The organism is Streptomyces venezuelae, assembly GCF_008642355.1.
Classification (GTDB): Bacteria; Actinomycetota; Actinomycetes; order Streptomycetales; family Streptomycetaceae; genus Streptomyces; species Streptomyces venezuelae_B.
Genome location: NZ_CP029193.1, coordinates 6351475 through 6375059 on the forward strand (window position 1 = coordinate 6351475; position 23585 = coordinate 6375059).

A 23585-nucleotide genomic window follows, 5' to 3' on the forward strand; every position below is an offset into this window, starting at 1 on the left:
GACGGGGGCTCAGCCCTCGTCACCACCGTCCTCCAGGTTGCCCTCGGTCTCCAGGTACGCCTGCCGCAGCGCTTCGAGCACCGCCGGGTCGGGCTTCGCCCACATGCCGCGCGACTCCGCCTCCAGGAGGCGCTCCGCGATGCCGTGCAGCGCCCAGGGGTTGTTCTCCCGCAGGAACTGGCGGTTCGTCGGATCGAGGACGTACGTCTCGGTGAGCTTGTCGTACATCCAGTCGGCGACGACGCCCGTCGTGGCGTCGTACCCGAACAAGTAGTCCACGGTGGCGGCGAGTTCGAAGGCGCCCTTGTAACCGTGGCGACGCATCGCCTCGATCCACTTCGGGTTGACCACGCGGGCCCGGAACACGCGGCTGGTCTCCTCGACCAGCGTGCGCGTGCGGACCGTCTCGGGGCGGGTCGAGTCGCCGATGTACGCCTCCGGGGCCGTGCCCCGCAGCGCGCGCACGGTCGCCACCATGCCGCCGTGGTACTGGAAGTAGTCGTCGGAGTCCGCGATGTCGTGCTCGCGGGTGTCCGTGTTCTTCGCGGCCACCGCGATGCGCTTGTACGCGGTCTCCATCTCGGCGCGGGCCGGGCGCCCTTCGAGGCCGCGGCCGTACGCGTAACCGCCCCACACCGTGTAGACCTCGGCGAGGTCCGCGTCGGTGCGCCAGTCGCGGGAATCGATGAGCTGGAGCAGACCCGCGCCGTACGTACCCGGGCGCGACCCGAAGATGCGCGTGGTGGCCCGGCGCTCGTCGCCGTGTTCGGCGAGGTCGGCCTGGGCGTGGGCGCGGACGTAGTTGCGGTCGGCGGGCTCGTCCAGGGAGGCGGCGAGCCGCACCGCGTCGTCGAGCAGGCCGATCGTGTGCGGGAACGCGTCGCGGAAGAAGCCCGAGATGCGCAGCGTCACGTCGATGCGGGGGCGGCCGAGCTCCTCGTACGGGATGGCCTCCAGGCCGGTGACGCGGCGCGACGCGTCGTCCCAGACCGGGCGGACGCCGAGCAGCGCCATCGCCTCGGCGACGTCGTCGCCCGCGGTGCGCATCGCGCTCGTGCCCCACAGGGACAGGCCCACGGAGGTCGGGTACGCGCCGTCGTTGTCCTGCTTGTACCGCTCCAGGAGAGAGTCGGCCAGCGCCTGGCCCGTCTCCCACGCCAGGCGGGAGGGGACGGCCTTCGGGTCGACCGAGTAGAAGTTGCGGCCGGTCGGCAGGACGTTGACCAGACCGCGCAGCGGGGAGCCCGACGGGCCCGCCGGGACGAAGCCGCCGTTCAGGGCGTGCACGGCGTGGTCGAGCTCGGCGGTGGTCGCCGCGAGGCGCGGCACGACCTCGCGGGCCGCGAACTCCAGGATGGCGGCGACCTGTTCGCCGTGGTCCGCGGCCACCGAGGCCGCGGCAGCCGGGTCCCAGCCCGCGTCGTCCATCGCCTGGACCAGCGCGCGGGCCGTGGCCTCCGCCTCGTCGGCCGTCACGCGCGTGGCCGCCGACTCATCCAGGCCCAGCGCCTCGCGCAGACCCGGCAGCGCGGTCGTGCCGCCCCAGATCTGGCGGGCGCGCAGCACCGCGAGGACGAGGTTGACGCGGTCGGCACCGGCCGGCGGGTTGCCGAGGACGTGCAGACCGTCACGGATCTGCATGTCCTTGATCTCGCAGAGCCAGCCGTCGACGTGGAGCAGGAAGTCGTCGAAGCCGTCGTCGTCCGGGCGCTGCTCCAGGCCCAGGTCGTGGTCGAGCTTCGCGGCCTGGATGAGCGTCCAGATCTGCGCGCGGATCGCCGGGAGCTTCGCCGGGTCCATGGAGCTGATCTGCGCGTACTCGTCGAGGAGCTGCTCCAGCCGCGCGATGTCGCCGTAGGAGTCGGCGCGCGCCATCGGCGGTACCAGGTGGTCGATGAGCGTGGCGTGGACGCGGCGCTTGGCCTGCGTGCCCTCGCCCGGGTCGTTGACCAGGAAGGGGTAGATGAGCGGCAGGTCCCCGAGCGCGGCGTCGGGCCCGCAGGCCGCCGAGAGGCCCGCGTTCTTGCCGGGCAGCCACTCCAGGTTGCCGTGCTTGCCGAGGTGGATCATCGCGTCCGCGCCGAAGCCGTTGTCGGCCGCGGGCGCCGCGATCCACCGGTACGCGGCCAAGTAGTGGTGTGACGGCGGCAGATCCGGGTCGTGGTAGATCGCGATGGGGTTCTCGCCGAAGCCACGGGGCGGCTGGATGAGAATGAGCAGGTTCCCGCGGCGCAGCGCGGCGAGCACGATGTCGCCCTCCGGGTCGCCGCCGTCGCCCACGCGGGAGCGGTCGAGGAACATCTCACCGGGCGGCGGCCCCCAGTGCTCCTCGACCGAGTCGCGCAGCTCCTGCGGCAGCGTCGCGTACCACCGCTTGTAGTCGGCGGCCGGGATGCGCACCGGGTTGGCGGCGAGCTGCTCCTCGGTGAGCCAGTCCTGGTCGTGGCCGCCCGCGTCGATGAGCGCGCGGATCAGCTCGTCGCCGTCGCCGGAGACCAGGCCGGGGATGTCGGCCTCGGGGCCGAAGTCGTACCCCTCGGCGCGCAGCCTGCGCAGCAGCCGCACGGCGGACGCCGGGGTGTCGAGGCCGACCGCGTTGCCGATGCGGGAGTGCTTCGTCGGGTACGCGGAGAGCACCAGGGCGAGGCGCTTGTCGGCGGCCGGGATGTGCCTGAGGCGTGCGTGGCGTACGGCGATCCCGGCGACGCGGGCCGCGCGCTCGGCGTCGGCGACGTATGCCGGAAGGCCGTCCTCGTCGATCTCCTTGAAGGAGAAGGGGACGGTGATGAGGCGGCCGTCGAACTCCGGCACCGCGATCTGGCTCGCGGCGTCCAGCGGCGAGACGCCCTCGTCGTTCTCCTCCCAGGCGGAGCGCGACCCGGTCAGGCACAGCGCCTGGAGGATCGGCACGTCGAGGCCGGTCAGCGCGCCCGCGTCCCACGACTCGTCGTCGCCGCCCGCGGAGGCCTCGGCGGGCTTGGTGCCGCCCGCCGCGAGGACGGTGGTCACGATGGTGTCGGCGGCGCGCAGCTCGTCGATCAGCTCGGGCTCCGGGGCGCGCAGCGAGGCCACGTACAGCGGCAGCGCGCGGGCGCCCGCGTCCTCGATCGCCCCGCACAGCGCGTCCACGAACGCGGTGTTGCCGCTCATGTGGTGGGCGCGGTAGTAGAGCACGGCGACCGTCGGGCCGTCGACGCCGGTGCGGGCGGTGCGCTCCAGCGGGCCCCATGACGGGGCGGCCGCGGGCGGCTCGAAGCCGTGGCCGGTGAGCAGCACGGTGTCGGAGAGGAAGCGGGCCAGCTGGTCCAGGTTCGCGGGGCCGCCGTGCGCGAGGTACGCGTGCGCCTCGGCGGCGATGCCGACGGGCACGGTCGAGGAGGCCATGAGCTGGGCGTCGGGTGCCTGTTCGCCGGTGAGCACGACCACGGGGAGGCCGGTGGCGATGAGCTGGTCGAGGCCGTCCTGCCAGGCGCGGACGCCGCCGAGGAGACGTACGACGACGAGGTCGACGCCGTCGAGCAGGGCGGGCAGCTCCGCGAGGTCGAGGCGGGACGGGTTGGCGAACCGGTAGTCGACCGGGCCTCCCGCCGCGCGGGCGCTGAGCAGGTCGGTGTCGGAGGTCGACAACAGCAGAAGCATGCGGGCGCAGGCCTTCCTCGGGGTGTCCGCGCCCCGGGTGGTCGTATGGACGGCAGGAGTTCCTGGCTCGCCCCACGCGGGTGGGGCTCACAGTGGCGGGACCGCGCCGGATTCGCACCGGGCTTCCTCCCTCGGGTCCTGTTGGACCCACGCCGTCGCTGGCGTCGACGGACCTGGCGGTCCGCCGCCTGCATAGTAAGTCCTGCCCGCGGTCGGCGGTGCGGCCACCTGCCAGGACGACCTGTCTCGGGAGAGGACCGGCCGGATCCGCGTGGGTATGCTCGCCGCCATGCCGCCCACCCCAGCACCATCCCCAGATCAGGGCGAATCCCTCATACGTGACCGGGGCGACGCCTGCCCCGGAGCCCTCCGCCTGCACCGCGCCGACGACGGCCTCCTGGCCCGACTCCGCCTGCCCGGAGGCATCTTGACGTCCCGTCAGGTGCTGGCTCTGGAGGCCGCGGCGGAGCGTCTGGCCGACGGCAACCTCAGCGTCACCTCCCGCGGCAACATCGAGCTGCGCGGCCTCGGCGACGCGTGCGCCGGCGAACTCTCCGCGCTGCTCGCGGACGCGGGCCTGCTCCCCTCCGAGCGCCACGAACGCGTCCGGAACGTGGTGGCGTCCCCCCTCGCGGGAACGGACGGAACCGGCCACGCCGACGTCCAGTTGTGGGCCCGTGAGCTGGACGGACTCCTCTGCGCGGAGGACTGGACGCCCCGACTTTCCGGCCGCTTCCTGTTCGCCCTGGACGACGGACGGGGAGACGTGGCGGGCCTCGGCGGCGATGTGACCTTGATCGCAGAATCGGGCGGGACGGCGGTGGTCGGGATGGGCAGCGTGTCGTTCCGGGTCGCCGCGGCCGACGCCCCGCGCGCGGCGCTCGCCGCGGCGAAGGCGTTCCTCGCGGCGGCGGACGCCGCGGGGAACGGGGCGTGGCGCGTGACCGAACTCCCGACCGGGCAGACCGTCGACCTGGGCGGGGCGCTGGAGGCGGCGAGGGTTGACGCCGCACGGATCGGGCCGGAGGGCGAGGGGCCGGGGGGTCTGGCGGTGTCCGGTGGTCCGGGGGCATCCGGTGGTCCGGGTGGTCCGGTGGCTTTCGACGGCACGGCGGTGTCCGGTGGTCCGGTGGCCTTTGGTGCCCCGGTGGCGTCCGGTGGCTCGGGTGGCGGGGCGGTGCCCCGTGGTCCGGGTGGTCCGGCGGTGCTCGCTGGTCCGGGGGCGTCCGGTGACTCGACGGTGTCCGGTGGTGCGGGTGGGGGTTCGGCGGCGCTCGGTGTCGGGGCTGTCGCGGCGGGGGCCGCGGGGCCGGGGGGTCCGCCGCCCGGTGTCATCGGGCGGGCCGTCTCCGTGTACGCCCCGCTCGGGCGCGTCACCGTTGCGCAATGGCGGGCCCTGCTCCCGCTTCCCGCGGACGAGCTCCGCGTCACCCCGTGGCGCGGCTTCGTGATTCCCGGCTTCGGCGACGAGGGAGCCGCCCGGGAGCGGCTGGCCGCGCTGGACCGTGCCGGGCTCCTCGCCGACCCCGGCTCGCCCTGGCTCGGCGTCGGCGCCTGCACCGGTCGCCCCGGGTGCGCCAAGTCCCTCGCCGACGTCCGCGCGGACGCCGTGCCCGGCCACGGCTCGCTGCCCGTCCACTGGTCCGGCTGCGAACGGCGGTGCGGGCACCCGCGCGGCGACTGGGTCGACGTCCTCGCCACCCGGGACGGCTCCTACGAAGTGACGCTGCACACCGCGGGCTCCACCGCCCCTGTCACGGGCGGCACCCTGACCGAGACGGTCACCAAGGCACGTACCACCACAAACCCAACGGCCACGAGATGAGCGAGAGCACAGTGTTCGACTACGAGAAGGACGGCGCGGCGATCTACCGCGAGTCCTTTGCCACCATCCGCGCGGAGGCGGACCTCCAAGGCCTGCCCGCCGACGTCAGCCAGGTCGCGGTCCGGATGATCCACGCCTGCGGGATGGTCGACCTCGTGCGCGACCTCTCGTACAGCCCGCGCGTGATCGCCGACGCCCGCAAGGCGCTGCGTGACGGCGCGCCGATCCTCTGCGACGCGAACATGGTCGCCAGCGGCGTCACGCGCAAGCGGCTGCCCGCCGACAACGACGTGATCTGCACGCTCGCCGACCCGTCCGTGCCGGACCTCGCGGCGCGGCTCGGCACCACCCGCAGCGCCGCCGCCCTCGAACTCTGGCGCGACCGCCTCGAAGGCTCCGTCGTCGCCATCGGCAACGCGCCCACCGCCCTCTTCCGCCTCCTGGAGATGATCGAGGAGGGCGCGCCGCGCCCGGCCGCCGTCCTCGGCATCCCCGTCGGCTTCGTCGGCGCGGCCGAGTCCAAGGACGCGCTCGCCGAGCACTCGTCCGGCCTGGAGTACCTGGTCGTACGGGGACGTCGCGGCGGCAGCGCGATGGCCGCGGCGGCGATCAACGCGATTGCGAGCGAAGCGGAATGAGCGGCGTGCCCATGTCCCCCGAGCAGAGTTCGTCCCCCGAGCAGAGCTCGCCCATCGAGCAGAGCGCCACGGGACGGCTGTACGGAGTCGGGCTCGGTCCCGGCGATCCGTCGCTGATGACCGTGCGCGCCGTGGAGGTCATCGCCGCCGCCGACGTGATCGCGTACCACTCCGCACGGCACGGCCGTTCCATCGCCCGCTCGATCGCGGCCGCGCACCTCCGCGCCGACCACATCGAGGAAGCGCTGGTCTACCCCGTCACCACGGAGAGCACCGACCACCCCGGCGGCTACCGCGGCGCCCTCGACGACTTCTACGAAGAAGCCGCCGCCCGCCTCGCCGCCCACCTCGACGCGGGCCGCACCGTCGCCGTGCTCGCCGAGGGCGACCCGCTCTTCTACGGCTCCTACCAGCACATGCACAAGCGCCTCGCGCACCGCTACCCGACCGAGGTGATCCCCGGCGTCACCTCGGTGAGCGCCGCGGCCGCCCGGCTCGGCGAGCCCCTCGTCGAGGCCGAGGAGGTGCTGACGATCCTGCCCGGCACGCTCCCCGAGGAGGAACTCGCGGCGCGCCTCGCGGCGACGGACTCCGCGGTCGTCATGAAGCTCGGCCGTACGTTCGGGAAGGTCCGCGGCGCCCTGGAGCGCGCCGGCCGACTCGACGAGGCGCGGTACGTCGAGCGGGCCACCATGAAGGGCGAGCGCACCGGCAGCCTCGCCGACGTGGACCCGGAGTCGGTGCCGTACTTCTCCGTGGCGGTGCTGCCGAGCCGGGTCGCGCCGCTGACCGGAGGCCCGAAGCCCGCGTCTTCGGAGGGCCCCGGGCGCGGCGAGGTCGTCGTCGTCGGCACGGGGCCCGCGGGACCGCTCTGGCTGACCCCCGAGACGCGCGGCGCGCTCGCCGCCGCCGACGACCTGGTCGGCTACACCACGTACGTCGACCGCGTACCGCACCGCCCCGGCCAGCGGCGCCATGGCTCCGACAACCGCGTCGAGTCCGAACGCGCCGAGTTCGCCCTGGAGCTCGCGAAGCGCGGGCGGCGCGTCGCCGTCGTGTCGGGCGGCGACCCCGGCGTCTTCGCGATGGCCACGGCCGTCCTGGAGGTCGCCTCGCAGGACCAGTTCGCCGACGTCCCGGTCCGCGTGCTCCCCGGGGTGACCGCCGCGAACGCCGCGGCGGCCCGCGCCGGGGCGCCCCTTGGTCACGACTACGTGACCCTTTCTCTCTCGGACCGTCTCAAGCCGTGGGAGGTCATCGCGGAGCGGCTCGCCGCGGCGGCCGCGGCGGACCTGGTCCTCGCCATCTACAACCCCGGCTCGCGCAGCCGTACCTGGCAGGTGGGCAAGGCGCGGGAACTCCTCCTCGCGCATCGGACGCCGGATACGCCGGTCGTCCTCGGCCGGGACGTCGGAGGCCCCGAGGAAAGCGTGCGGATCGTACGTCTCGGTGATCTCGACCCCGCGGAGGTCGACATGCGCACGCTTCTCATTGTCGGTTCCTCCCAGACGCAGTGGGTCAGGCGGCGCGGGGGCCAGGACCAGATCGTCTGGACGCCGCGGCGGTACCCCGAGGGGTAGCCCTCGTGTGTGTCGTCCGCGGGCGCGTGGTGGTTGCTCGCGCAGTTCCCCGCGCCCCTGAAAGCCGGGGCGCGGGGCTGTGACATATGTGGCTCCGCCGCGCGGGCGCGACCAGCCACGACCACCCCGCACCTAACCGCCCAGCGCACGCACCCAGGCGACCGCCTCCTCCGGCGTCGCGACGCCGGTGACCCCGTCCGGCCCGGCAGGGCGGCGTACGACGACGACAGGGAGCCCCGCCTCGCGCGCGGCGGCGAGCTTCGGCGCGGTGGCGGAACCCCCACTGTCCTTCGTCACCACGACGTCGACGCGGTGGGCGCGCAGGATCTCCCGCTCGCCGTCGAGCGTGAACGGGCCCCGGTCGAGGAGCACCTCCATGCGCGCGGGGAACGGCGGCTCGGGCGCGTCGACGGAACGTACGAGGAACCAGTGAGTGCCCAGCTCGGGGCCCGCGAAGGCGGCGAGTCCCATCCGACCGGTGGTGAGGAACACGCGACGCCCCAGCCCGGGAAGCACCCGCGCCGCCTCTTCCAGCGAGCCGACCGGATGCCAGTCGTCGCCCTCCGACGCGACCCAGCCGGGCCGTCGCAGGGCGAGCAGGGGAACATGGGCACCGGCGGCAGCCTTCGCCGCGTTGAACGAGATCGTCCCGGCGAAAGGATGGGTGGCGTCGATGAGCGCGTCCACGTGGTGCTGCCGCAGCCAGGCCGCAAGGCCCGCCGCCCCGCCGAAGCCGCCGACACGTACCTCGCCCGGCGGCAGCCGGGGCGCGGCGACCCGCCCCGCCAGCGAGCTGGTCACCCGCACCCCCGGCGCGTCCGCGAGGAGCTCCGCCAGACGGCGGCCCTCGGTCGTTCCCCCCAGAATCAGTACGTGCACGGAGTTCGGTTTCCTTCATGAGTGAGGCAGCTAAGGCCGGCGAGTCGGCCAAGGGTGGGCGCAGCGCCCAACTCAAGCACACCGGTCTGCGGCCCGGCTGGACGACCGGCGCCTGTGCGACGGCCGCCACGACGGCCGCGTACACGGCGCTGCTCACCGGCGACTTCCCCGACCCGGTGACCATCACGCTGCCCAAGGGCCAGACGCCCGCGTTCGCCCTCGCCGCCGAGGAGCTCGGCGCCTCGCACGCCATGGCCGGCGTCGTGAAGGACGCGGGCGACGACCCGGACGTCACCCATGGCGCCCTCGTGCGGTCCACCGTGCGGCGGCTGCACGCCGGTGCGGGCGTCGTCTTCAAGGCGGGCCCCGGCGTCGGCACCGTCACCCGCCCCGGGCTGCCCCTGGACGTCGGGGAACCCGCGGTCAACCCCGTACCGCGGCAGATGATGCGGGACCACGTGACGGAGGTCGCGGCCCGCGCCGGGACCACGCCCGACGTGGAGATCACGCTCTCCGTCGACCACGGCGAGGAGATCGCCCGCTCCACGTGGAACCCGCGCCTCGGCATCCTCGGCGGCCTGTCCATCCTCGGGACGACCGGGATCGTCGTGCCCTACTCCTGCTCGGCGTGGATCGACTCGATCCGGCGGGGCGTGGACGTGGCGCGGGCGGCGGGGCGCACGCACGTCGCCGGGTGCACGGGGTCGACGTCGGAGAAGACGGTCGTCGCCGAGTACGGGCTGCCGGAGGACGCGCTGCTCGACATGGGGGACTTCGCGGGCGCGGTCCTCAAGTACGTACGCAGGCATCCCGTCGACCGCCTCACCGTCTGCGGCGGCTTCGCCAAACTCTCCAAGCTCGCGGCGGGCCACCTCGACCTGCACTCGGCCCGCTCGCAGGTCGACAAGGCCTTCCTCGCCCGCCTCGCCCGCAGGGGCGGCGCGTCCGAGGAGCTGGCCGCGCAGGTCGCGGACGCCAACACGGGGCTCGCCGCACTCCAGTTGTGCGCGGCGGCCGGGGTGCCGCTCGGCGACCTCGTCGCGGAGACGGCGCGCGACGAGGCGCTCGGGGTGCTGCGGGGCGCCCCGGTCGTGGTCGACGTCATCTGCATCGACCGGGCGGGGACCGTGGTGGGGCGCAGCGCCCTCAAGTGAGGGCGTCCAAGCCGCTGCGGATGGACCGCGCCGTCAGCAGATGTGACGGTCCCGGTCCGCCGAGTACAGGTGGCTGTCGCGGAACTGCGAGGCCCCCAGCGTCCGGCCCACCATGATGACGGCGGTCCGCACGATGCCCGCCTCCTTCACCTGCCCGGCGATCGATTCCAGCGTGCCGCGCAGGATCACCTCGTCGGGGCGGCTGGCGAGGGCGACCACGGCGGCGGGGCAGTCGGCGCCGTAGTGCGGCAGGAGTTCCTCCACCACGCGGTCGACATATCCGGCGGCCAGGTGGAGGACGAGCAGCGCGCCGCTGCGGCCGAGGGTGGCCAGGTCCTCACCCTCGGGCATGGCGGTCGCGCGCTGCGCGACGCGCGTGAGGATGACGGTCTGGCCGACGGTCGGGACGGTCAGCTCCCGCTTCAGCGCGGCCGCCGCCGCGGCGAACGCGGGGACGCCAGGCACCACTTCGTACGGCACCCCGGCCGCGTCGAGCCGCCGCATCTGCTCGGCGACCGCGCTGAACACGGACGGGTCGCCCGAGTGCAGCCGTGCCACGTCGAGGCCCTGCTCGTGCGCGCGCACCAGATGGGCGGTGATCTCGTCGAGGTTGAGCTGCGCGGTGTCCACGAGCTGCGCGCCGTCCGGGCATTCGGCGAGCAGTTCACGCGGCACGAGGCTGCCCGCGTACAGGCAGACCTGGCAGGAGGCGATCCGCCGCGCGCCGCGGACCGTGATCAGGTCGGCGGCGCCGGGTCCCGCGCCGATGAAGTACACGGTCATCTGTCGTCAACTCCTGCTGTTCTGTGCCTGGGCGGGCGCGTCGGCCGTGGTGGGGGCGGTGGTGGGCGGCTTGGTGACGGACCACTGGGTGACCGGCATCGCCTGGCGCCAGCCGGTGAAGCCGCCCACGGGGACGGCCTGCGCGACGGCGAGGCGCACCAGCTCGCCGCCGTGGCGCCGGTACCAGTCGGTGAGCAGCGCCTCCGACTCCAGCGTGACGGTGTTGGCGACGAGTCGGCCGCCGGGCGGCAGCGCCTCCCACCCAGCGTCGAGGAGGCCGGGCGCGGTGAGGCCGCCGCCGATGAACACGGCGTCGGGCGTGGGGAGTCCGGCGAGGGCGACGGGTGCGGCGCCGGTGACGACGCGCAGGCCCGGCACGCCGAGCCGATCGGCGTTGCGGGTGATCCGTTCGGCGCGCACGGGGTGCTTCTCGATGGTGACGGCACGGCACGACGGGTGCGCCCGCAGCCACTCCACGGCGATGGAGCCGGAGCCGCCGCCGATGTCCCAGAGCAGTTCGCCGGGTGCGGGCGCGAGCGCGGCGAGCGTGGCGGCGCGTACGTACCGCTTGGTGAGCTGGCCGTCGCTCTCGTACGCGGCGTCCGGCAGGCCCGGCACGACACCGAGCCGCAGCGCGTCGGGAGAGCGGCGGCACTCGACGGCGACGACGTTCAGAGGGTCGCCGGGCGCGTGCGACCAGGTGCCGGCGGTCCCTTCGTACGAGGACTCGCCCTCGGCACCGAGCTGTTCGAGGACGCGCAGCCGGCTCGGTCCGAAACCGCGCTCGCGCAGCAGCGCGGCGATTTCTGCGGGCGTGTCCGCGTTCGCACTGAGCGCGAGGACGCGGTGCCCGTCGTGCAGCGCGGCGGCGAGCCGCGCGGCCGGGCGCCCGACCAGCGTGACGACCTCGGTGTCCTCGACCGGCCAGCCGAGGCGCGCGCAGGCGAGCGAGACGGACGAGGGGTGCGGGAGCACGTGCAGCGCGTCGGCGCCGAGCTCCTCGGTGAGGGCGCGTCCGATGCCGTAGAACATGGGGTCGCCGCTGGCGAGGACGGCGACGCGGCGCCCGGCGTGGGCGGCCAGCAGGCCGGGCACGGCGGGCCGGAGCGGGGACGGCCAGGGCACGCGCTCGCCGGGGCACTCGGCGGCGGGCAGCAGTTCCAGCTGGCGCGGGCCGCCGATGAGGACCTCGGCCTCCGCGAGGGCGGCGCGCGACGCGGCGGGGAGTCCTTCCCAGCCGTCGGCCCCGATCCCGACGACGGCGACGGCCGGTATGCCTGCGGGGGGTGCGGGGGTCACTGCTGGTACCTGACCTCGGGGTTCGGGAAGGGACTGCGCAGCCGCACTCTACTGGGGACCCGGCGCCGCATCCCTATCGCCGGTAGCCGACCGCGCTGCGACGCCCTTGCGACTCGCTGGTTAGGTTAGGCTAAGCTAACCAACTTATGGATCTTGTGAGAGAACCCGAGGTGACAGGGGCGGCGGCGGGCGCGCACACCATGCCGCCCGCCGGCCCCGGCGCACACAGCCCCACCCTCCAGGCCCTCGTCCGCCGCGTCACCACCGCGAGTGAGGACGAGCTCCCCGCTGTCCTCGACGCGTTCTGGAAGAACATCGCGGAGAGCGGCGGCACCCCTCTGGTGGAGCCCGTGGAGGGCTACCCCGGGCACCGCGCCGTCACGTTCCTGTGGCGCGGACACCGGGCCACCCGCGAGGTCCTGCTGCTCGCCAACCGGCTCTTCGACCGCGAGCGGCTCGCCGACGCCCTGCTGACCCCGCTGCCCGGCACGGACGTCTGGTACCGCACCCTCCGCCTCCGGTCCGACCACCGCGCCTCGTACCGCATCGCCGCCGACCTCGCGCCCGGCGATCTCCCCGCCGACCCCGAGACCCGGCAGCGCCGACTCCGCGCCCTCGTCCCGCACGCGGCCCACGACCCGCGCAACCCGCGCCGTATCGGCGACCGCTGGGGGCAGCCGGACAGCTCCGTCCTCGCACTGCCCGACGCGCCCGCGCAACCGTGGACCGAACGGCGCGACGGCATCCCGCGAGGCCGCGTCGAACGCCACCGGCTGCCCGCGGGCGCGCTCGGCGCCGAACGCGACGTCTGGACCTACCTGCCGCCGGGCGGCCCGCGGCCCGACAGCCCCGTCGTGGTCCTGTGCGACGGCGACATGTGGTTCGGCCGGCTCGCGCTCGAGGACACCCTGGACGCCCTCGCCGCCGACCGCGCCGTACCGCCCCCCGTCGTCCTCGCGCCCGACGCAGTCGACCGGCTCACCCGCTGGCACGACCTCACCGCGCACGACGCCTACGTCACGTTCCTCGCCGACGAGGTGCTGCCCCGGGCGGCCGAACGCCTGACCCTGACACTCCGCCCGGCCCGCACCGCGGTCGCGGGCCAGAGCCTCGGAGGGCTCACCTCGCTGTACGCGGCACTGCGCAGACCCGACCGGTTCGGCGCCGTCCTCGCGCAGTCCCCGTCGCTGTGGTGGCGCCCCGGACTGCCGCACGGCACACCGCGACCGGCGCCCGCCGACGAAACACCCTGGCTCGCCGAGTGCTTCGCCACCGACACGCCGTCGCGCCCGCCTCTCCGCGTCCATCTCGACGTCGGACTCCACGAGGGCACGATGGTCGATCACAGCCGGTGCATGTACGAGACGCTCGCCGCCCGCGGCGACCTCGTGTCCCTCCGGGAGTGCAACGGCGGTCACGACTACGCCTGTTGGCGCGGGGGCATCGCGGAGGGGCTGGTCAACCTGCTCGGGCACGCGGGCGCGGTCCGGCCCCCGTTCTGACCGCAAGAAGTCCCGCGCCGGGTGAGCCATCCGTGTCGCTGTTGGGCTGAACGGGTGACTTGGCGTAAGAATTGGCCGGTGCAGAGAACAAGTGCGAGCCAGGACGGGGTGGATAAGTGAGCAGCAGTCAGCGCCACGACGTCACCGATGAACAGTGGGAAGGGCTCGCCCAGGTCGTACCGCTGCGCAGCCGCGACGAATGGCCTTCCTGGCCGGGGCACCGCGCGATGCCCGACGCGGAGACCGAGACGCGCCGCCGCTTCGTCGTGATGCGGGTCAACGTGTTCGCGGACGCCCGCGAGGTCGCCGAGACCGTCATGGCACAGATCCCGGTCCTGCTCGACCTGACCGGCGCCGAGACGGACGTCGCCAAGCGGGTCCTGGACTTCAGCAGCGGCGTCGTCATGGGGCTGAACTGCGGGATGCACCGGGTCGACAAGAACGTCTTCCTCCTCGCGCCCCCCGGCACCGAGGTGCAGGGCCTGGTGGAGGCGGTCTCCCAGCCCTGAGCGACATGAACCACACCGGTCGATCTCGCGGGGGTTCTTCGAGGGGAATCCCCCGATCGTAGGAAGGTCGGTTGGGCGTAACGGTTCGCCGTGCGCACGGCCGCCTACCTTCCGATCATGACGGTGCATTCCCGAAAGCCGGCCGCCGAGCCATCGGCGGCCCTGGACCGGCCGCAGGTCACCCAACTGCGCCTGTCCGCCTTCGCAGGACACCGCGCCGCGGTGCTCCCGCTCGGCCCGATGACGCTGCTCACCGGTCCGAGCGGCAGCGGAAAGAGCAGCGCGCTCGGTGCGTACGAGGCGCTGGCACGGCTCTGCGCAGGTGCGGAACTGCCCGACGTCTTCGCCGATCCCGTGGCGTGCGTTCCCGAGCGCGCCCGCGCCGACGGGCAGCGGCGGCGCGGCTTCCGCATCGGCTGCACGGTCGACGGACCCGCCGGGCCCGTCCGGCTCGACCTCGCCGTGCAGGCCGAGCCCGAACTGCGCGTCGTGGGCGAGCGGCTGACCCGCGGCGACCTCGTGCTCCTGGAGACCGCGCTGCGCGACCCCGGACGGCGCGTCGTGCAGGCTGCCTGGCACACCGCGGGCGCGACTCCCGTGACGCGCGCCCCCATGCCGGACGACCGGCTCGGCACGGCCCTCGTGCCGCTGCGCGTCGCGGGCAAGACCGACGGGCAGCGCCTCGTGCTCGCGGCGGCGGAACAGGTCGTCGTCGCGCTGCGCTCGGCGTACGTGTGCGATCCGCGGCCCAGCCGCATGCGCGCCCCCGTCCCGGCCGGACTCATCGGCTCCGGCCGCCTCCTGGGCGGCTGCGACAACCTCGCCGAAGTCCTGTGGCGCACTCGCGCCGAGTGCGCGGTCCGCCACGCCATGCTGGTCTCGGCGGTGCGGTCCGGGTGCGCGGGACCGGTCGCGGACATCGTCGCCGAGGAGGTGGAGGACGGCGCGGTGCACGCCTACATCGACCGGGGCGGCGGGGTGCGCACGCCCCTCGGGCGGCTCGGCGACGGCGAGTTGAGGTACCTGGCGCTGGCGCTGGTGCTGTTGACCGGTACCGGTGTGCTGGCCGTCGATCCGGTGGCCGAGGTACCGCAGGCGTACCAGAGCCTGACGATCCTCGCCGACGGACTCGACCGGCGCCTCGACGCACGGCAGGTGCGGACCCTCGGGGAGCTGGCGGCGCGCACCTGCGGACGCGGGCACATCAGGCTGGTGGGGGCGGTGGGGGACGCGTCCTGGGCGGCGGACGCGGGGGCCTCGGTGGTAGACCTGGAGCCGTGACGGAACGACTTGACGTGGCGGTACTGCAGCGCAGGCTGGCCGATTTCGCGACGGCGCGCGACTGGGAGCAGTACCACACCCCGAAGAACCTGGCCGCGGCGCTCAGTGTGGAGGCCTCCGAACTGGTCGAGATCTTCCAGTGGTTGACGCCGGAGGAGTCGGCGCGGGTGATGCGGGACCCGGACACGGCGCCCCGCGTGCGGGACGAGGTGGCCGACGTCCTCGCGTATCTGCTGCAGTTCTGCGAGGTCCTCGGAATCGACGCGCTGGCGGCTCTCGCGGCGAAGATCGAGCGGAACGAGTCGCGTTTTCCGGTGCGGGAGGTCCCTGAATCGCGCTGATCGGCGCCCGTGCGGTGCCTCCCCCAGGCGGCCTTCGATCTTGCGATCCGGCATTTTCGTCACTCTCCGGAGTGGATGGCTTGTCCAATCTCGACTGTGTGTCCACAGATTTCGGTCCTGCCCTGGCTTTTCGCCCGGATGGGCCTCACTCTGGGTAGTGGACAGGGGAGTTCGGGCAAGCGTGCGGTGAGTGCGCGCGGGATGCGGGATGGAGGGGCCGGGATGAACGCGACGCGGCTCATCGAGGCGAACCGCCGCGCTCTGGCGCGCAGCCAGGATCCCGCTGACATCGTCGTGGAGGTCTGGCAGTCGCAGGCGCTCGCTCAGGCGATCGGCAACCACCTCGCGGTCGCGGGGCCTCCCGAGTTACGGAGCGAGGCGCTGGGCCTGAGCGAAGTCGGCGGCAGAGCCTGCGGAGTGCTCGACGCCCCGCGCCTCGGGGTGGAGGACATACGGGCGGCGCGGCTGACGGGGACAGGCGACGCGCACGAGGTGCTGCTCGGGCTCGGCAGGCTCCTCGGGGAGGTCGGCATCGCACTCGTCGGTGTCGCCATGGGGGCCGAGGAAGAGGGGGTGTACTGGCAGTGCATGGAGGCGATCGACGCGGCGGACGAGTCCAGGGACCGTGTGCTGGAGATGCTGCGCAGGCTCGCGGTGCGGGCGGAGGGCCTGCCGGAACCCGACTCGGCGGCGGGCCCGGCATGACAGGACCCCCGGCCGGCCCCGCGCCGGGAGGCGGGGCCGCGGAGGTCGGTCGCGGAGCTCGGAGGGGGCGCCGGGTGGTGGTGTCAGAAGCCGCTGTGGCTGTCGTCACCCCGGGGGTGGGACACCGGGGCGGGGGTGCCGGAGGCGGTGGGGCCGGAGGTGTCGGGGTCGCAGGCACCGGGGTCGGAGGAGGTGACGGATCCGGAGGGTGCCGTCGACTGTTGCAGGTCGGCGTCGAGCTGGGTCAGGTCCGCGTTGAGCGCGGCCATCAGCTCCTCCATCTGCTGCAGCAGGCCCTTTGGTGGCTGCTGCGCGGGTACGGACGCGTCGTGCGCTTCTGCCTGTGCGGGCGCGGCCTCCTGGTCGGGCACGGCTTCCTGGGACATGACGGCCTCCTCGGCCCTCGCCCTCCCGAAGGGGACGGGCAGTTGACGCGGGCGACGCCCCGGCAGCGGCCGCCGGCGCGGGTGCCGGGCGGTCCGGCACCGCCCGAGCCAACGATCACCCGTCGGACGGGGTCACTGCACGCGGGCCCGTGCCGCCGCCGTGTTGACGGTTTTTCACCCGACCGGGGCGGTGGGGGAACGGCGGGACCGGCGGGGTTGACAGGCGTTCGAGCGTGCAGGATGGAGCCATGGATCTTCGAATCTTCACCGAGCCCCAGCAAGGGGCCACCTACGACACCCTGCTCACTGTCGCCAAGGCCACCGAGGACCTCGGGTTCGACGCGTTCTTCCGCTCGGACCACTACCTCCGCATGGGGTCCTCCGACGGCCTGCCGGGCCCCACGGACGCATGGATCACGCTCGCCGGGCTCGCCAGGGAGACCAAGCGCATCAGGCTGGGCACGCTGATGACGGCAGGCACGTTCCGGCTGCCGGGTGTGCTCGCGATCCAGGTGGCGCAGGTCGACCAGATGTCGGGCGGCCGGGTCGAACTCGGGCTCGGCGCGGGCTGGTTCGAGGACGAGCACAAGGCGTACGGCATTCCGTTCCCCAAGGAGAAGTTCGCCCGCCTGGAGGAGCAGCTGCAGATCGTCACCGGACTGTGGGGCACGGAGGTCGGCCAGACCTTCAGCCACGACGGAAAGCACTACCAACTCACCGACTCCCCGGCCCTGCCCAAGCCCGCGCAGGCCAAGGTGCCCGTCCTGATCGGCGGCCACGGCGCGACCCGCACGCCGCGCCTCGCCGCGCAGTTCGCCGACGAGTTCAACATCCCCTTCGCCTCCGTCGAGGACAGCGAGCGGCAGTTCGGGCGGGTCCGTGCCGCCGCCGAGCAGGCCGGGCGCAAGGGCAGCGACCTGGTGTACTCCAGCGCGTTGGTGGTGTGCGTCGGCAAGGACGACGCGGAGGTCGCACGGCGTGCCGCGGCGATCGGCCGCGACGTGGACGAACTCAAGGCGAACGGGCTCGCGGGTTCCCCGGCCGAGGTGGTCGACAAGATCGGGCGGTACGAGGCGATCGGCGCGAGCCGCATCTACCTCCAGTGCCTGGACCTCGCCGACCTGGACCACTTGGAGATCATCTCCTCGCAGGTGCAGTCGCAGCTGTCGTAGACGACGGTCGGCCCCCTTTGACGTGGCCGCCGGGCTCACCCCTCCGGTGCCCGGCGGCCACTTTGTGTGGTGAGGACAGGTGGAGGACAGGCAACGGGGCGCGGTCGACGGAGCGTGCGGGCTCTGTGCACGGTCGGGAGGCCGAATAAACCTATTGGGCGACAAGATCGCCGTATCGAGGTAACTGAGCAACATACCCAGGCGAGTTGGGCGAAACGGCAGTTAGCGTTCCCAGCGGATCCGGTCGCTTTCCCGGGTTCGCCCCTGTTTCTCCCCGTGTATCCGCATGCCCTCGCATGCCGCCGTATGTCTCCGCACGTCGTAAAGGAGAGCTCGCCCCGATGACCGTTGAGACCAGCCCGGACGAGCGGCTGGAGCCTGCTCCGCGGACCAGCCTGAGCACCGAGGCCGCCCGCAACCTCGCCACCACGACCAAGTCCGCCCCCCAGATGCAGGAGATCACCTCACGGTGGCTGCTGCGGATGCTGCCATGGGTGGAGACCAAGGGCGGCACCTACCGGGTGAACCGGCGGCTGACCTACACCGTCGGCGACGGCTGCATCGAGTTCCTCCAGGACGGTGCCGACGTCCGGGTGGTGCCGCGGGAGCTGGGCGAACTGGCCCTGCTGCGCGGCTTCGACGATGTCGACGTGCTGTCGGCGATCGCCGACCGGTTCGTGCAGCGCGACTTCCGCGCGGGTGAGGTGCTGGTCGAACGCGGCGCCCCCGCCGAGCACATCCACCTGATCGCGCACGGCCGGATCAAGCAGACCTCCGTCGGCAAGTACGGCGACGAGGTGGCCGTCGCCGTACTTGCCGACGGAGGCCGGTTCGGTGACGACGCGCTCCTCGACGACGGCGCGCGGTGGGGCTTCACCGCCACCGCCGAGACGTCCGGCACACTGCTGACCCTGTCCCGCTCCGACTTCGCCGCCCTCACGTCGTCCGCGCCGAGCCTGCGAGCACACCTCGCGGAGTTCGCCTCGCGGTCCGTGCCGCGGCAGACGCGGCACGGCGAGGCCGAGATCGCGATGTCGGCGGGGCACGTCGGTGAGGTGAAGCTGCCGGGTTCCTTCGTGGACTACGAAGCGCACCCGAGGGAGTACGAACTCTCCGTCGCGCAGACCGTTCTGCGGGTCCACACGAGGGTCGCCGACCTCTACAACGGCCCGATGAACCAGACCGAGGAACAGCTCAGGCTCACCGTCGAGGCGCTGCGCGAGCGCCAGGAGCACGAGCTGATCAACAACCGTGAGTTCGGTCTGCTCCACAACGCGGCCTTCAAGCAGCGGATCCAGCCCCACTCCGGCGCGCCCACGCCGGACGACCTCGATGATCTGCTCTGCCGCAGGCGCGGCACCAAGTTCTTCCTGGCCCACCCCAGGACCATCGCGGCCATCGGCTGGGGCTTCAACGCGTACGGGGTCTACCCGGACAACGTCGACCTCGGCGGCCAGCAGGTCCCCGCCTGGCGCGGCGTACCGATTCTGCCGTGCAACAAGATCCCCATCACCGAGGACAACACCAGCTCGATCCTCGCGATGCGTACGGGCGAGGACAACCAGGGCGTGATCGGGCTGCACCAGACCGGGCTGCCGGAGGAGTACGAGCCGGGCCTCTCGGTGCGCTTCATGGGCATGAGCGAGCAGGCGATCATCTCGTACCTGGTCACGGCGTACTACTCGGCGGCCGTCCTGCTGCCCGACGCGCTCGGCGTCCTGGAGAACGTGCAGATCGGCCGCAGGCGCGACTAGGACCGTTCTTCCGGTGAGTCGCCCGTCATCACATTAAGGAGCTACGGATGCCCGATCCCGGGCTGCCCACCCTGCATCCGAACCCCGCCCTCGAAAGGATTCTGCGCGGCCCGAGCGGCCTGGGCACGGCGGGGCTGCACCTGGGCGGGGCGCGGGTGCCGGTGGAGGCCGCGAGCGGGGCGGAGCCGGTCGCGTCGTCCGCACCGGGCGAACAGGTCGAGCCGGTCGCAACGGTCGAGCCGGTCGAATCGGCCGGACCCGTCGAACCCCTCGAACCCCTCGAACCCGTCGAACCTGCTGAGGGGACGCCGATTCCGGGGCTTTACCATCACGCCGTGCCGGAGCCCGATCCGGCGCGCGTGGCCGAGGTGAGCCGACGGATCAAGGCGTGGGCCGTGGACGAGGTCCAGGCGTTCCCGCCGGAGTGGGAGGACCAGTTCGACGGCTTCTCCGTCGGGCGCTACATGGTCGCCTGCCACCCGGACGCCCCCTCCGTCGACCACCTGATGATCGCCACCCGGCTGATGGTCGCCGAGAACGCCGTCGACGACTGCTACTGCGAGGACCACGGCGGCTCGCCCGTCGGCCTCGGCAGCCGCCTGCTGCTGGCCCACACCGCCCTCGATGACCTGCACACGACGGAGGAGTACGAACCGGCGTGGCGGGAGTCGCTCACGGCGGACGCGCCGCGCCGCGCGTACCGCTCCGCCATGACGTACTTCCTCCAGCACGCCTCGCCGTCCCAGGCCGACCGTTATCGGCACGACATGGCCCGCCTGCACCTGGGCTACCTCGCCGAGGCCGCGTGGGCCGAGACGGACCACGTGCCCGAGGTGTGGGAGTACCTGGCGATGCGCCAGTTCAACAACTTCCGCCCCTGCCCCACCATCACCGACACCGTCGGTGGCTACGAGCTGCCGGCCGACCTCCACGCCCTGGCGGCCATGCAGCGGGTCATCGCCCTCGCGGGCAACGCCACCACCGTGGTGAACGACCTGTACTCGTACACCAAGGAACTCGACAGCCCCGGCCGTCACCTGAACCTGCCCGTAGTGATCGCCGAACGGGAGGGCATCTCCGACCGGGACGCCTACCTGAAGGGGGTCGAGGTCCACAACGACCTGATGCACGCCTTCGAGGCGGAAGCGGCGGCCCTCGCGGCGGCCTGCCCCGTCCCGAGCGTGCTGCGCTTCCTGCGGGGAGTGGCCGTGTGGGTCGACGGCAACCACTACTGGCATCAGACCAACACCTACCGATACAGCCTGCCCGACTTCTGGTAAGAGGAGCCGACACCACCGTGACCAGCACTGATCTCGCCAACGGTACGTCCCTGTCCATCCCCGCTCCGGCATCCCCCTACCAAGGGGACATCGCCCGCTACTGGGACGGGGAGGCCAGGCCGGTGAACCTGCGCCTCGGCGACGTCGACGGGCTCTACCACCACCACTACGGCGTCGGGGACGTCGACCAGGACGCGTTGGGTGACGCGGCCGACAGCGAGTACGAGAAGAGGCTGATCGCCGAGCTCCACCGGCTGGAGTCGGCGCAGACCGACGTGCTCCTCGACCAGCTCGGACCGGTCGGGCGCGACGACACGGTCGTGGACGCGGGGTGCGGGCGCGGCGGCTCGCTGGTCATGGCGCACCAGCGGTTCGGCTGCCGGGCCGAGGGGGTCACCCTCTCCGCCAAGCAGGCCGACTTCGCCAACCGGCGTGCCCGTGAACTCGGCATGGAGGAGTACGTCCACGCCCGCGTGTGCAACATGCTCGCCACACCGTTCGAGACGGGCCAGGCCAAGGCCTCGTGGAACAACGAGTCCAGCATGTACGTCGATCTGGACGACCTCTTCGCCGAGCACTCCCGCATCCTCGCGCCCGGCGGCCGCTACGTGACCATCACCGGCTGCTGGAACCCGCGGTACGGGCAGCCCTCGAAGTGGGTCTCCCAGATCAACGCCCACTTCGAGTGCAACATCCACTCCCGCAGGGAGTACCTGAAGGCCATGGCCGACAACCGCCTCGTGCCGCAGGCCATCGTCGACCTGACGGACGCCACGCTGCCCTACTGGGAGCTGCGGGCGACGTCGTCGCTGGTCACCGGCATCGAAGAAGCGTTCATCAACTCGTACAGGGACGGCTCGTTCCAGTACGTGCTGATCGCCGCCGACCGGGTCTGACCCCAAGGGTGACGTGAGGTCCGGGGCCGTCCAGGACGGCCCCGGACCTCCTACTGTCCTCCCGTGGAGCGGCCGAAGAACTCCAGCTCGGCGATGGCCACTTGGCGCTTCTTGCCGGTGCCGTACGCGGAACGCAGGATCAGCCGTGCGTTCACCGCGTCCCGTACGCGCACGTCGAGCTTCTGCACACCGCCGTCGTTGATGCGGCGGTGCATCACGTGCTCCTTGCCCGCCGAGTCGTTGACCACGATGTCGAACTCCATCGGCCGGGCCTGCTCGGCGGCCTGCGCGCTGCGCGGCGAAGTGCCCGGCGTGATCAGGAGGTTGAGCAGGTCGGTGGGCTGGTCGAAGTCGGCCTGGATCCACTGGCCCGCCGAGTCGCCGGAGTAGCCGGTGCCCCACCAGGTGTTGCTGTAGCCGTCGAAGGCGAGCTTGGCGGCCTGCTTGGGGGCGGCGTGCGAGGCGCTGTAGTCGTTGGGGTGCACGGGGACCCGCTTGGCGAAGTGGTCCTGCACGGCCCGCGCGGCCGGCGGCCCGCCGAAGATGCCGCCCGCCACCAGGCCGACGACCACGGCGACGCCCACGGCCCGCGCGATCCAGCGGGTGCGGTCGCGGTGGAGCCGGGGGCGCTGTCCCGCGTACGGGCCCTCGGCGGCCGGGGCGGCATGGTCCTTGAGCGGGCTCGCGCAGCTGCGGCAGAAGTGGCGGCGGGGAGCGTTGGGCGTCCCGCAGCTCGGGCACGGCGCGCCCGACTCCGGCTCGGCGGGCACGGCGGGCTGCCGTACGCGCGGCCGTGCCGCCTCGGGCCTGCCCGGCAGCACGCTGCCCGGCGTCTCCGGCGCGACCGGCTCGGAGCCCTCGGGCACGGGCACGAGCAGGGACCGTATGGCGGTGTCGGAGGGCCGGGGCGGCCCGGCGGACGGTTCCGCGGGGCGGTTCTCGGGGCCGGTGGAGGGGAGCGGGACGGTGGTGTCGGTCGACCCGGCACCGGCGCCCGCACCCGCTCCGGCGGGGGGAGCGACACGGGGGTCGACGCGGGGGTCGACGCGGGGGTCGGCCGGAGCGTTGCCGGGGCGGGCGGGGCCCGGCGTGCCGGCCGGGGTGTCCCAGCGGAGGAAGGCCCCGCACGAGTCGCAGAAGGACTGGCCGTGCTGGCGGGCCGGGGTGCCGCACTCGGGGCACGGCTTCGTGTTATCGGGGGAGTTCGGCATGTCGTCCGTCTCGGGCTGGTCGGGCATCTCTAGGTCCCTTCAGGGAAAGGCGTGGCTGTCACCTCGGCCGTGAAGGGGAGGTGGGCGGGGCGGGCCGCCGCGACGACGGCCCGCAGGCGGTGCGTGTCCACGGATGCGGGATCGTGGACGCGCAGGGTGACGTGCAGGGCGGGGCGCGGGGTGCCGGGGAAGGCGCCCAGCGGACGTGCGGACCAGGCCGCGCCGCCGCTCTCGCTGATCTCCGGGCGTACGCCGAAGGCGAGCTCGACGGCGGCGGACAGGCCACGCCGGGTGCCGCGGACGCGGTGCAGGTCGACGGCGGAGGCGACGGCTTGGCGGCGGGTGGCCAGCGGCTCGGTGCCGTCGAGCTCCGTGCCGACCCAGTCCGTCAGCCAGTCGAGGAAGTCCGCGGGTGTCAGGGCCGGTGTGAAGTACGCCTCCAGGCTGTCCAGGACGGCGAAGACGGGCGCGAGGACGACGTCCAGGCCGGAGACGAAACGCAGGATGAAGTCGTCGTCGGCGAAGACGGCGGGCAACTGGTCCCCGATGGGGTGCGCGGAGCCCAGCGCGGGCAGTGACCCACGCCTGGACGCGTGGCCGTCACCGCGGCTGTCCCCTCCGCCCCCGCCCCCGTCCCCGGGCCCGGACCGGTCGTCGCCGCCTCCGGCCCCGCCGGACGCCACCGGGGTGTGCCCCGCCTGGGAGACGGGGGCGCCCGTGACGCCGGACTTCACCCAGGAAGCGCGGATGC

The 23585-nt window shown here is 73.3% G+C and carries 20 protein-coding genes and 1 riboswitch; of the genes, 13 read left to right on the plus strand and 7 right to left on the minus strand.

Translation table 11 applies throughout. The features are described 5' to 3' along the window. Positions 1-9: 9 nt before the first annotated feature. Positions 10-3639, minus strand: a complete 3630-nt coding sequence (gene cobN, locus DEJ47_RS29245; RefSeq protein ID WP_150173224.1) for a cobaltochelatase subunit CobN — start codon at positions 3637-3639, stop codon at positions 10-12. A gap of 33 nt (positions 3640-3672) precedes the next feature. Then, a riboswitch (cobalamin riboswitch) is annotated at positions 3673-3811 on the minus strand. 117 nt (positions 3812-3928) lie between these two features. Between cobN and DEJ47_RS29250 the strand changes: the two genes are divergently transcribed. Genes DEJ47_RS29250 through DEJ47_RS29260 form a run of 3 tightly spaced genes read left to right on the plus strand, consistent with a single transcriptional unit; the run spans position 3929 to position 7682 of the window. Beyond that, positions 3929-5464, plus strand: coding sequence for a cobalamin biosynthesis protein CobG (locus DEJ47_RS29250; RefSeq protein WP_223828540.1), 1536 nt, complete (start codon positions 3929-3931; stop codon positions 5462-5464). Further along, positions 5461-6102 carry a precorrin-8X methylmutase gene (locus DEJ47_RS29255; protein ID WP_150173226.1) on the plus strand — a complete coding sequence of 214 codons (642 nt, stop codon included), beginning with the start codon at positions 5461-5463 and terminating at the stop codon, positions 6100-6102. Before DEJ47_RS29250 ends, DEJ47_RS29255 begins: the two co-directional genes overlap by 4 nt. Before the next feature lie 11 nt (positions 6103-6113). Further along, positions 6114-7682 (plus strand): precorrin-2 C(20)-methyltransferase, encoded by a 1569-nt coding sequence (locus tag DEJ47_RS29260; protein ID WP_150173228.1) that lies wholly within the window; start codon positions 6114-6116, stop codon positions 7680-7682. 132 nt (positions 7683-7814) lie between these two features. On the opposite strand, the gene DEJ47_RS29265 is transcribed toward DEJ47_RS29260, so the two are convergent. Further along, a complete protein-coding gene (locus DEJ47_RS29265; RefSeq protein ID WP_150173230.1) occupies positions 7815-8561 on the minus strand; it encodes a cobalt-precorrin-6A reductase in 747 nt (248 codons plus the stop codon). 17 nt (positions 8562-8578) lie between these two features. Between DEJ47_RS29265 and DEJ47_RS29270 the strand changes: the two genes are divergently transcribed. Then, complete coding sequence (locus DEJ47_RS29270) at positions 8579-9715, plus strand: cobalt-precorrin-5B (C(1))-methyltransferase (RefSeq protein WP_150173232.1); 1137 nt, start codon at positions 8579-8581, stop codon at positions 9713-9715. 33 nt (positions 9716-9748) lie between these two features. On the opposite strand, the gene cobM is transcribed toward DEJ47_RS29270, so the two are convergent. Together cobM and cbiE are read right to left on the minus strand one after the other, a co-directional pair. Beyond that, on the minus strand, positions 9749-10498 hold the full coding sequence (gene cobM, locus DEJ47_RS29275) for a precorrin-4 C(11)-methyltransferase (RefSeq protein ID WP_150173233.1): 750 nt from the start codon (positions 10496-10498) through the stop codon (positions 9749-9751). Between the two features lie 6 nt (positions 10499-10504). Further along, entirely contained in the window at positions 10505-11797 is a 1293-nt protein-coding gene (gene cbiE / locus DEJ47_RS29280; protein WP_150173235.1) for a precorrin-6y C5,15-methyltransferase (decarboxylating) subunit CbiE, read from the minus strand. A 146-nt stretch (positions 11798-11943) separates the two neighbouring features. Between cbiE and fes the strand changes: the two genes are divergently transcribed. The 5 genes from fes (at position 11944) to DEJ47_RS29305 (ending at position 16135) form a co-directional block, all read left to right on the plus strand. Beyond that, positions 11944-13299 carry an enterochelin esterase gene (fes, locus tag DEJ47_RS29285; RefSeq protein ID WP_223828541.1) on the plus strand — a complete coding sequence of 452 codons (1356 nt, stop codon included), beginning with the start codon at positions 11944-11946 and terminating at the stop codon, positions 13297-13299. 116 nt (positions 13300-13415) lie between these two features. Continuing rightward, on the plus strand, positions 13416-13808 hold the full coding sequence (locus DEJ47_RS29290; RefSeq protein ID WP_150173237.1) for a cell division protein SepF: 393 nt from the start codon (positions 13416-13418) through the stop codon (positions 13806-13808). 117 nt (positions 13809-13925) lie between these two features. Continuing rightward, on the plus strand, positions 13926-15089 hold the full coding sequence (locus DEJ47_RS29295; protein WP_150173239.1) for an AAA family ATPase: 1164 nt from the start codon (positions 13926-13928) through the stop codon (positions 15087-15089). Then, positions 15086-15430 carry a nucleotide pyrophosphohydrolase gene (locus DEJ47_RS29300; protein WP_150173241.1) on the plus strand — a complete coding sequence of 115 codons (345 nt, stop codon included), beginning with the start codon at positions 15086-15088 and terminating at the stop codon, positions 15428-15430. Before DEJ47_RS29295 ends, DEJ47_RS29300 begins: the two co-directional genes overlap by 4 nt. A gap of 222 nt (positions 15431-15652) precedes the next feature. Then, the gene (locus tag DEJ47_RS29305) at positions 15653-16135 is read left to right on the plus strand and encodes a DUF6099 family protein (protein ID WP_150173243.1); all 483 of its coding nucleotides are present in this window, start codon (positions 15653-15655) and stop codon (positions 16133-16135) included. Positions 16136-16218: 83 nt separating this feature from the next. Here the strand turns inward: DEJ47_RS29305 and DEJ47_RS29310 are convergent, their stop codons facing one another. Next, the gene (locus DEJ47_RS29310; RefSeq protein WP_150173244.1) at positions 16219-16521 is read right to left on the minus strand and encodes a hypothetical protein; all 303 of its coding nucleotides are present in this window, start codon (positions 16519-16521) and stop codon (positions 16219-16221) included. Positions 16522-16769: 248 nt separating this feature from the next. On the opposite strand from DEJ47_RS29310, the gene DEJ47_RS29315 reads away from it, so the two are divergent. The 4 genes from DEJ47_RS29315 (at position 16770) to DEJ47_RS29330 (ending at position 21623) form a co-directional block, all read left to right on the plus strand. Next, positions 16770-17693, plus strand: coding sequence for an LLM class F420-dependent oxidoreductase (locus tag DEJ47_RS29315; protein ID WP_150173246.1), 924 nt, complete (start codon positions 16770-16772; stop codon positions 17691-17693). Between the two features lie 341 nt (positions 17694-18034). Continuing rightward, positions 18035-19447, plus strand: a complete 1413-nt coding sequence (locus tag DEJ47_RS29320; RefSeq protein WP_150173248.1) for a family 2B encapsulin nanocompartment shell protein — start codon at positions 18035-18037, stop codon at positions 19445-19447. 47 nt (positions 19448-19494) lie between these two features. Continuing rightward, positions 19495-20727, plus strand: coding sequence for a family 2 encapsulin nanocompartment cargo protein terpene cyclase (locus tag DEJ47_RS29325; protein WP_398336885.1), 1233 nt, complete (start codon positions 19495-19497; stop codon positions 20725-20727). 17 nt (positions 20728-20744) lie between these two features. After that, entirely contained in the window at positions 20745-21623 is an 879-nt protein-coding gene (locus tag DEJ47_RS29330; RefSeq protein ID WP_150173250.1) for a geranyl diphosphate 2-C-methyltransferase, read from the plus strand. Positions 21624-21673: 50 nt separating this feature from the next. Here the strand turns inward: DEJ47_RS29330 and DEJ47_RS29335 are convergent, their stop codons facing one another. Further along, complete coding sequence (locus DEJ47_RS29335) at positions 21674-22861, minus strand: discoidin domain-containing protein (protein WP_223828542.1); 1188 nt, start codon at positions 22859-22861, stop codon at positions 21674-21676. A gap of 2 nt (positions 22862-22863) precedes the next feature. Beyond that, positions 22864-23400 (minus strand): phage tail protein, encoded by a 537-nt coding sequence (locus tag DEJ47_RS29340; protein WP_150175931.1) that lies wholly within the window; start codon positions 23398-23400, stop codon positions 22864-22866. Positions 23401-23585 lie beyond the last annotated feature (185 nt).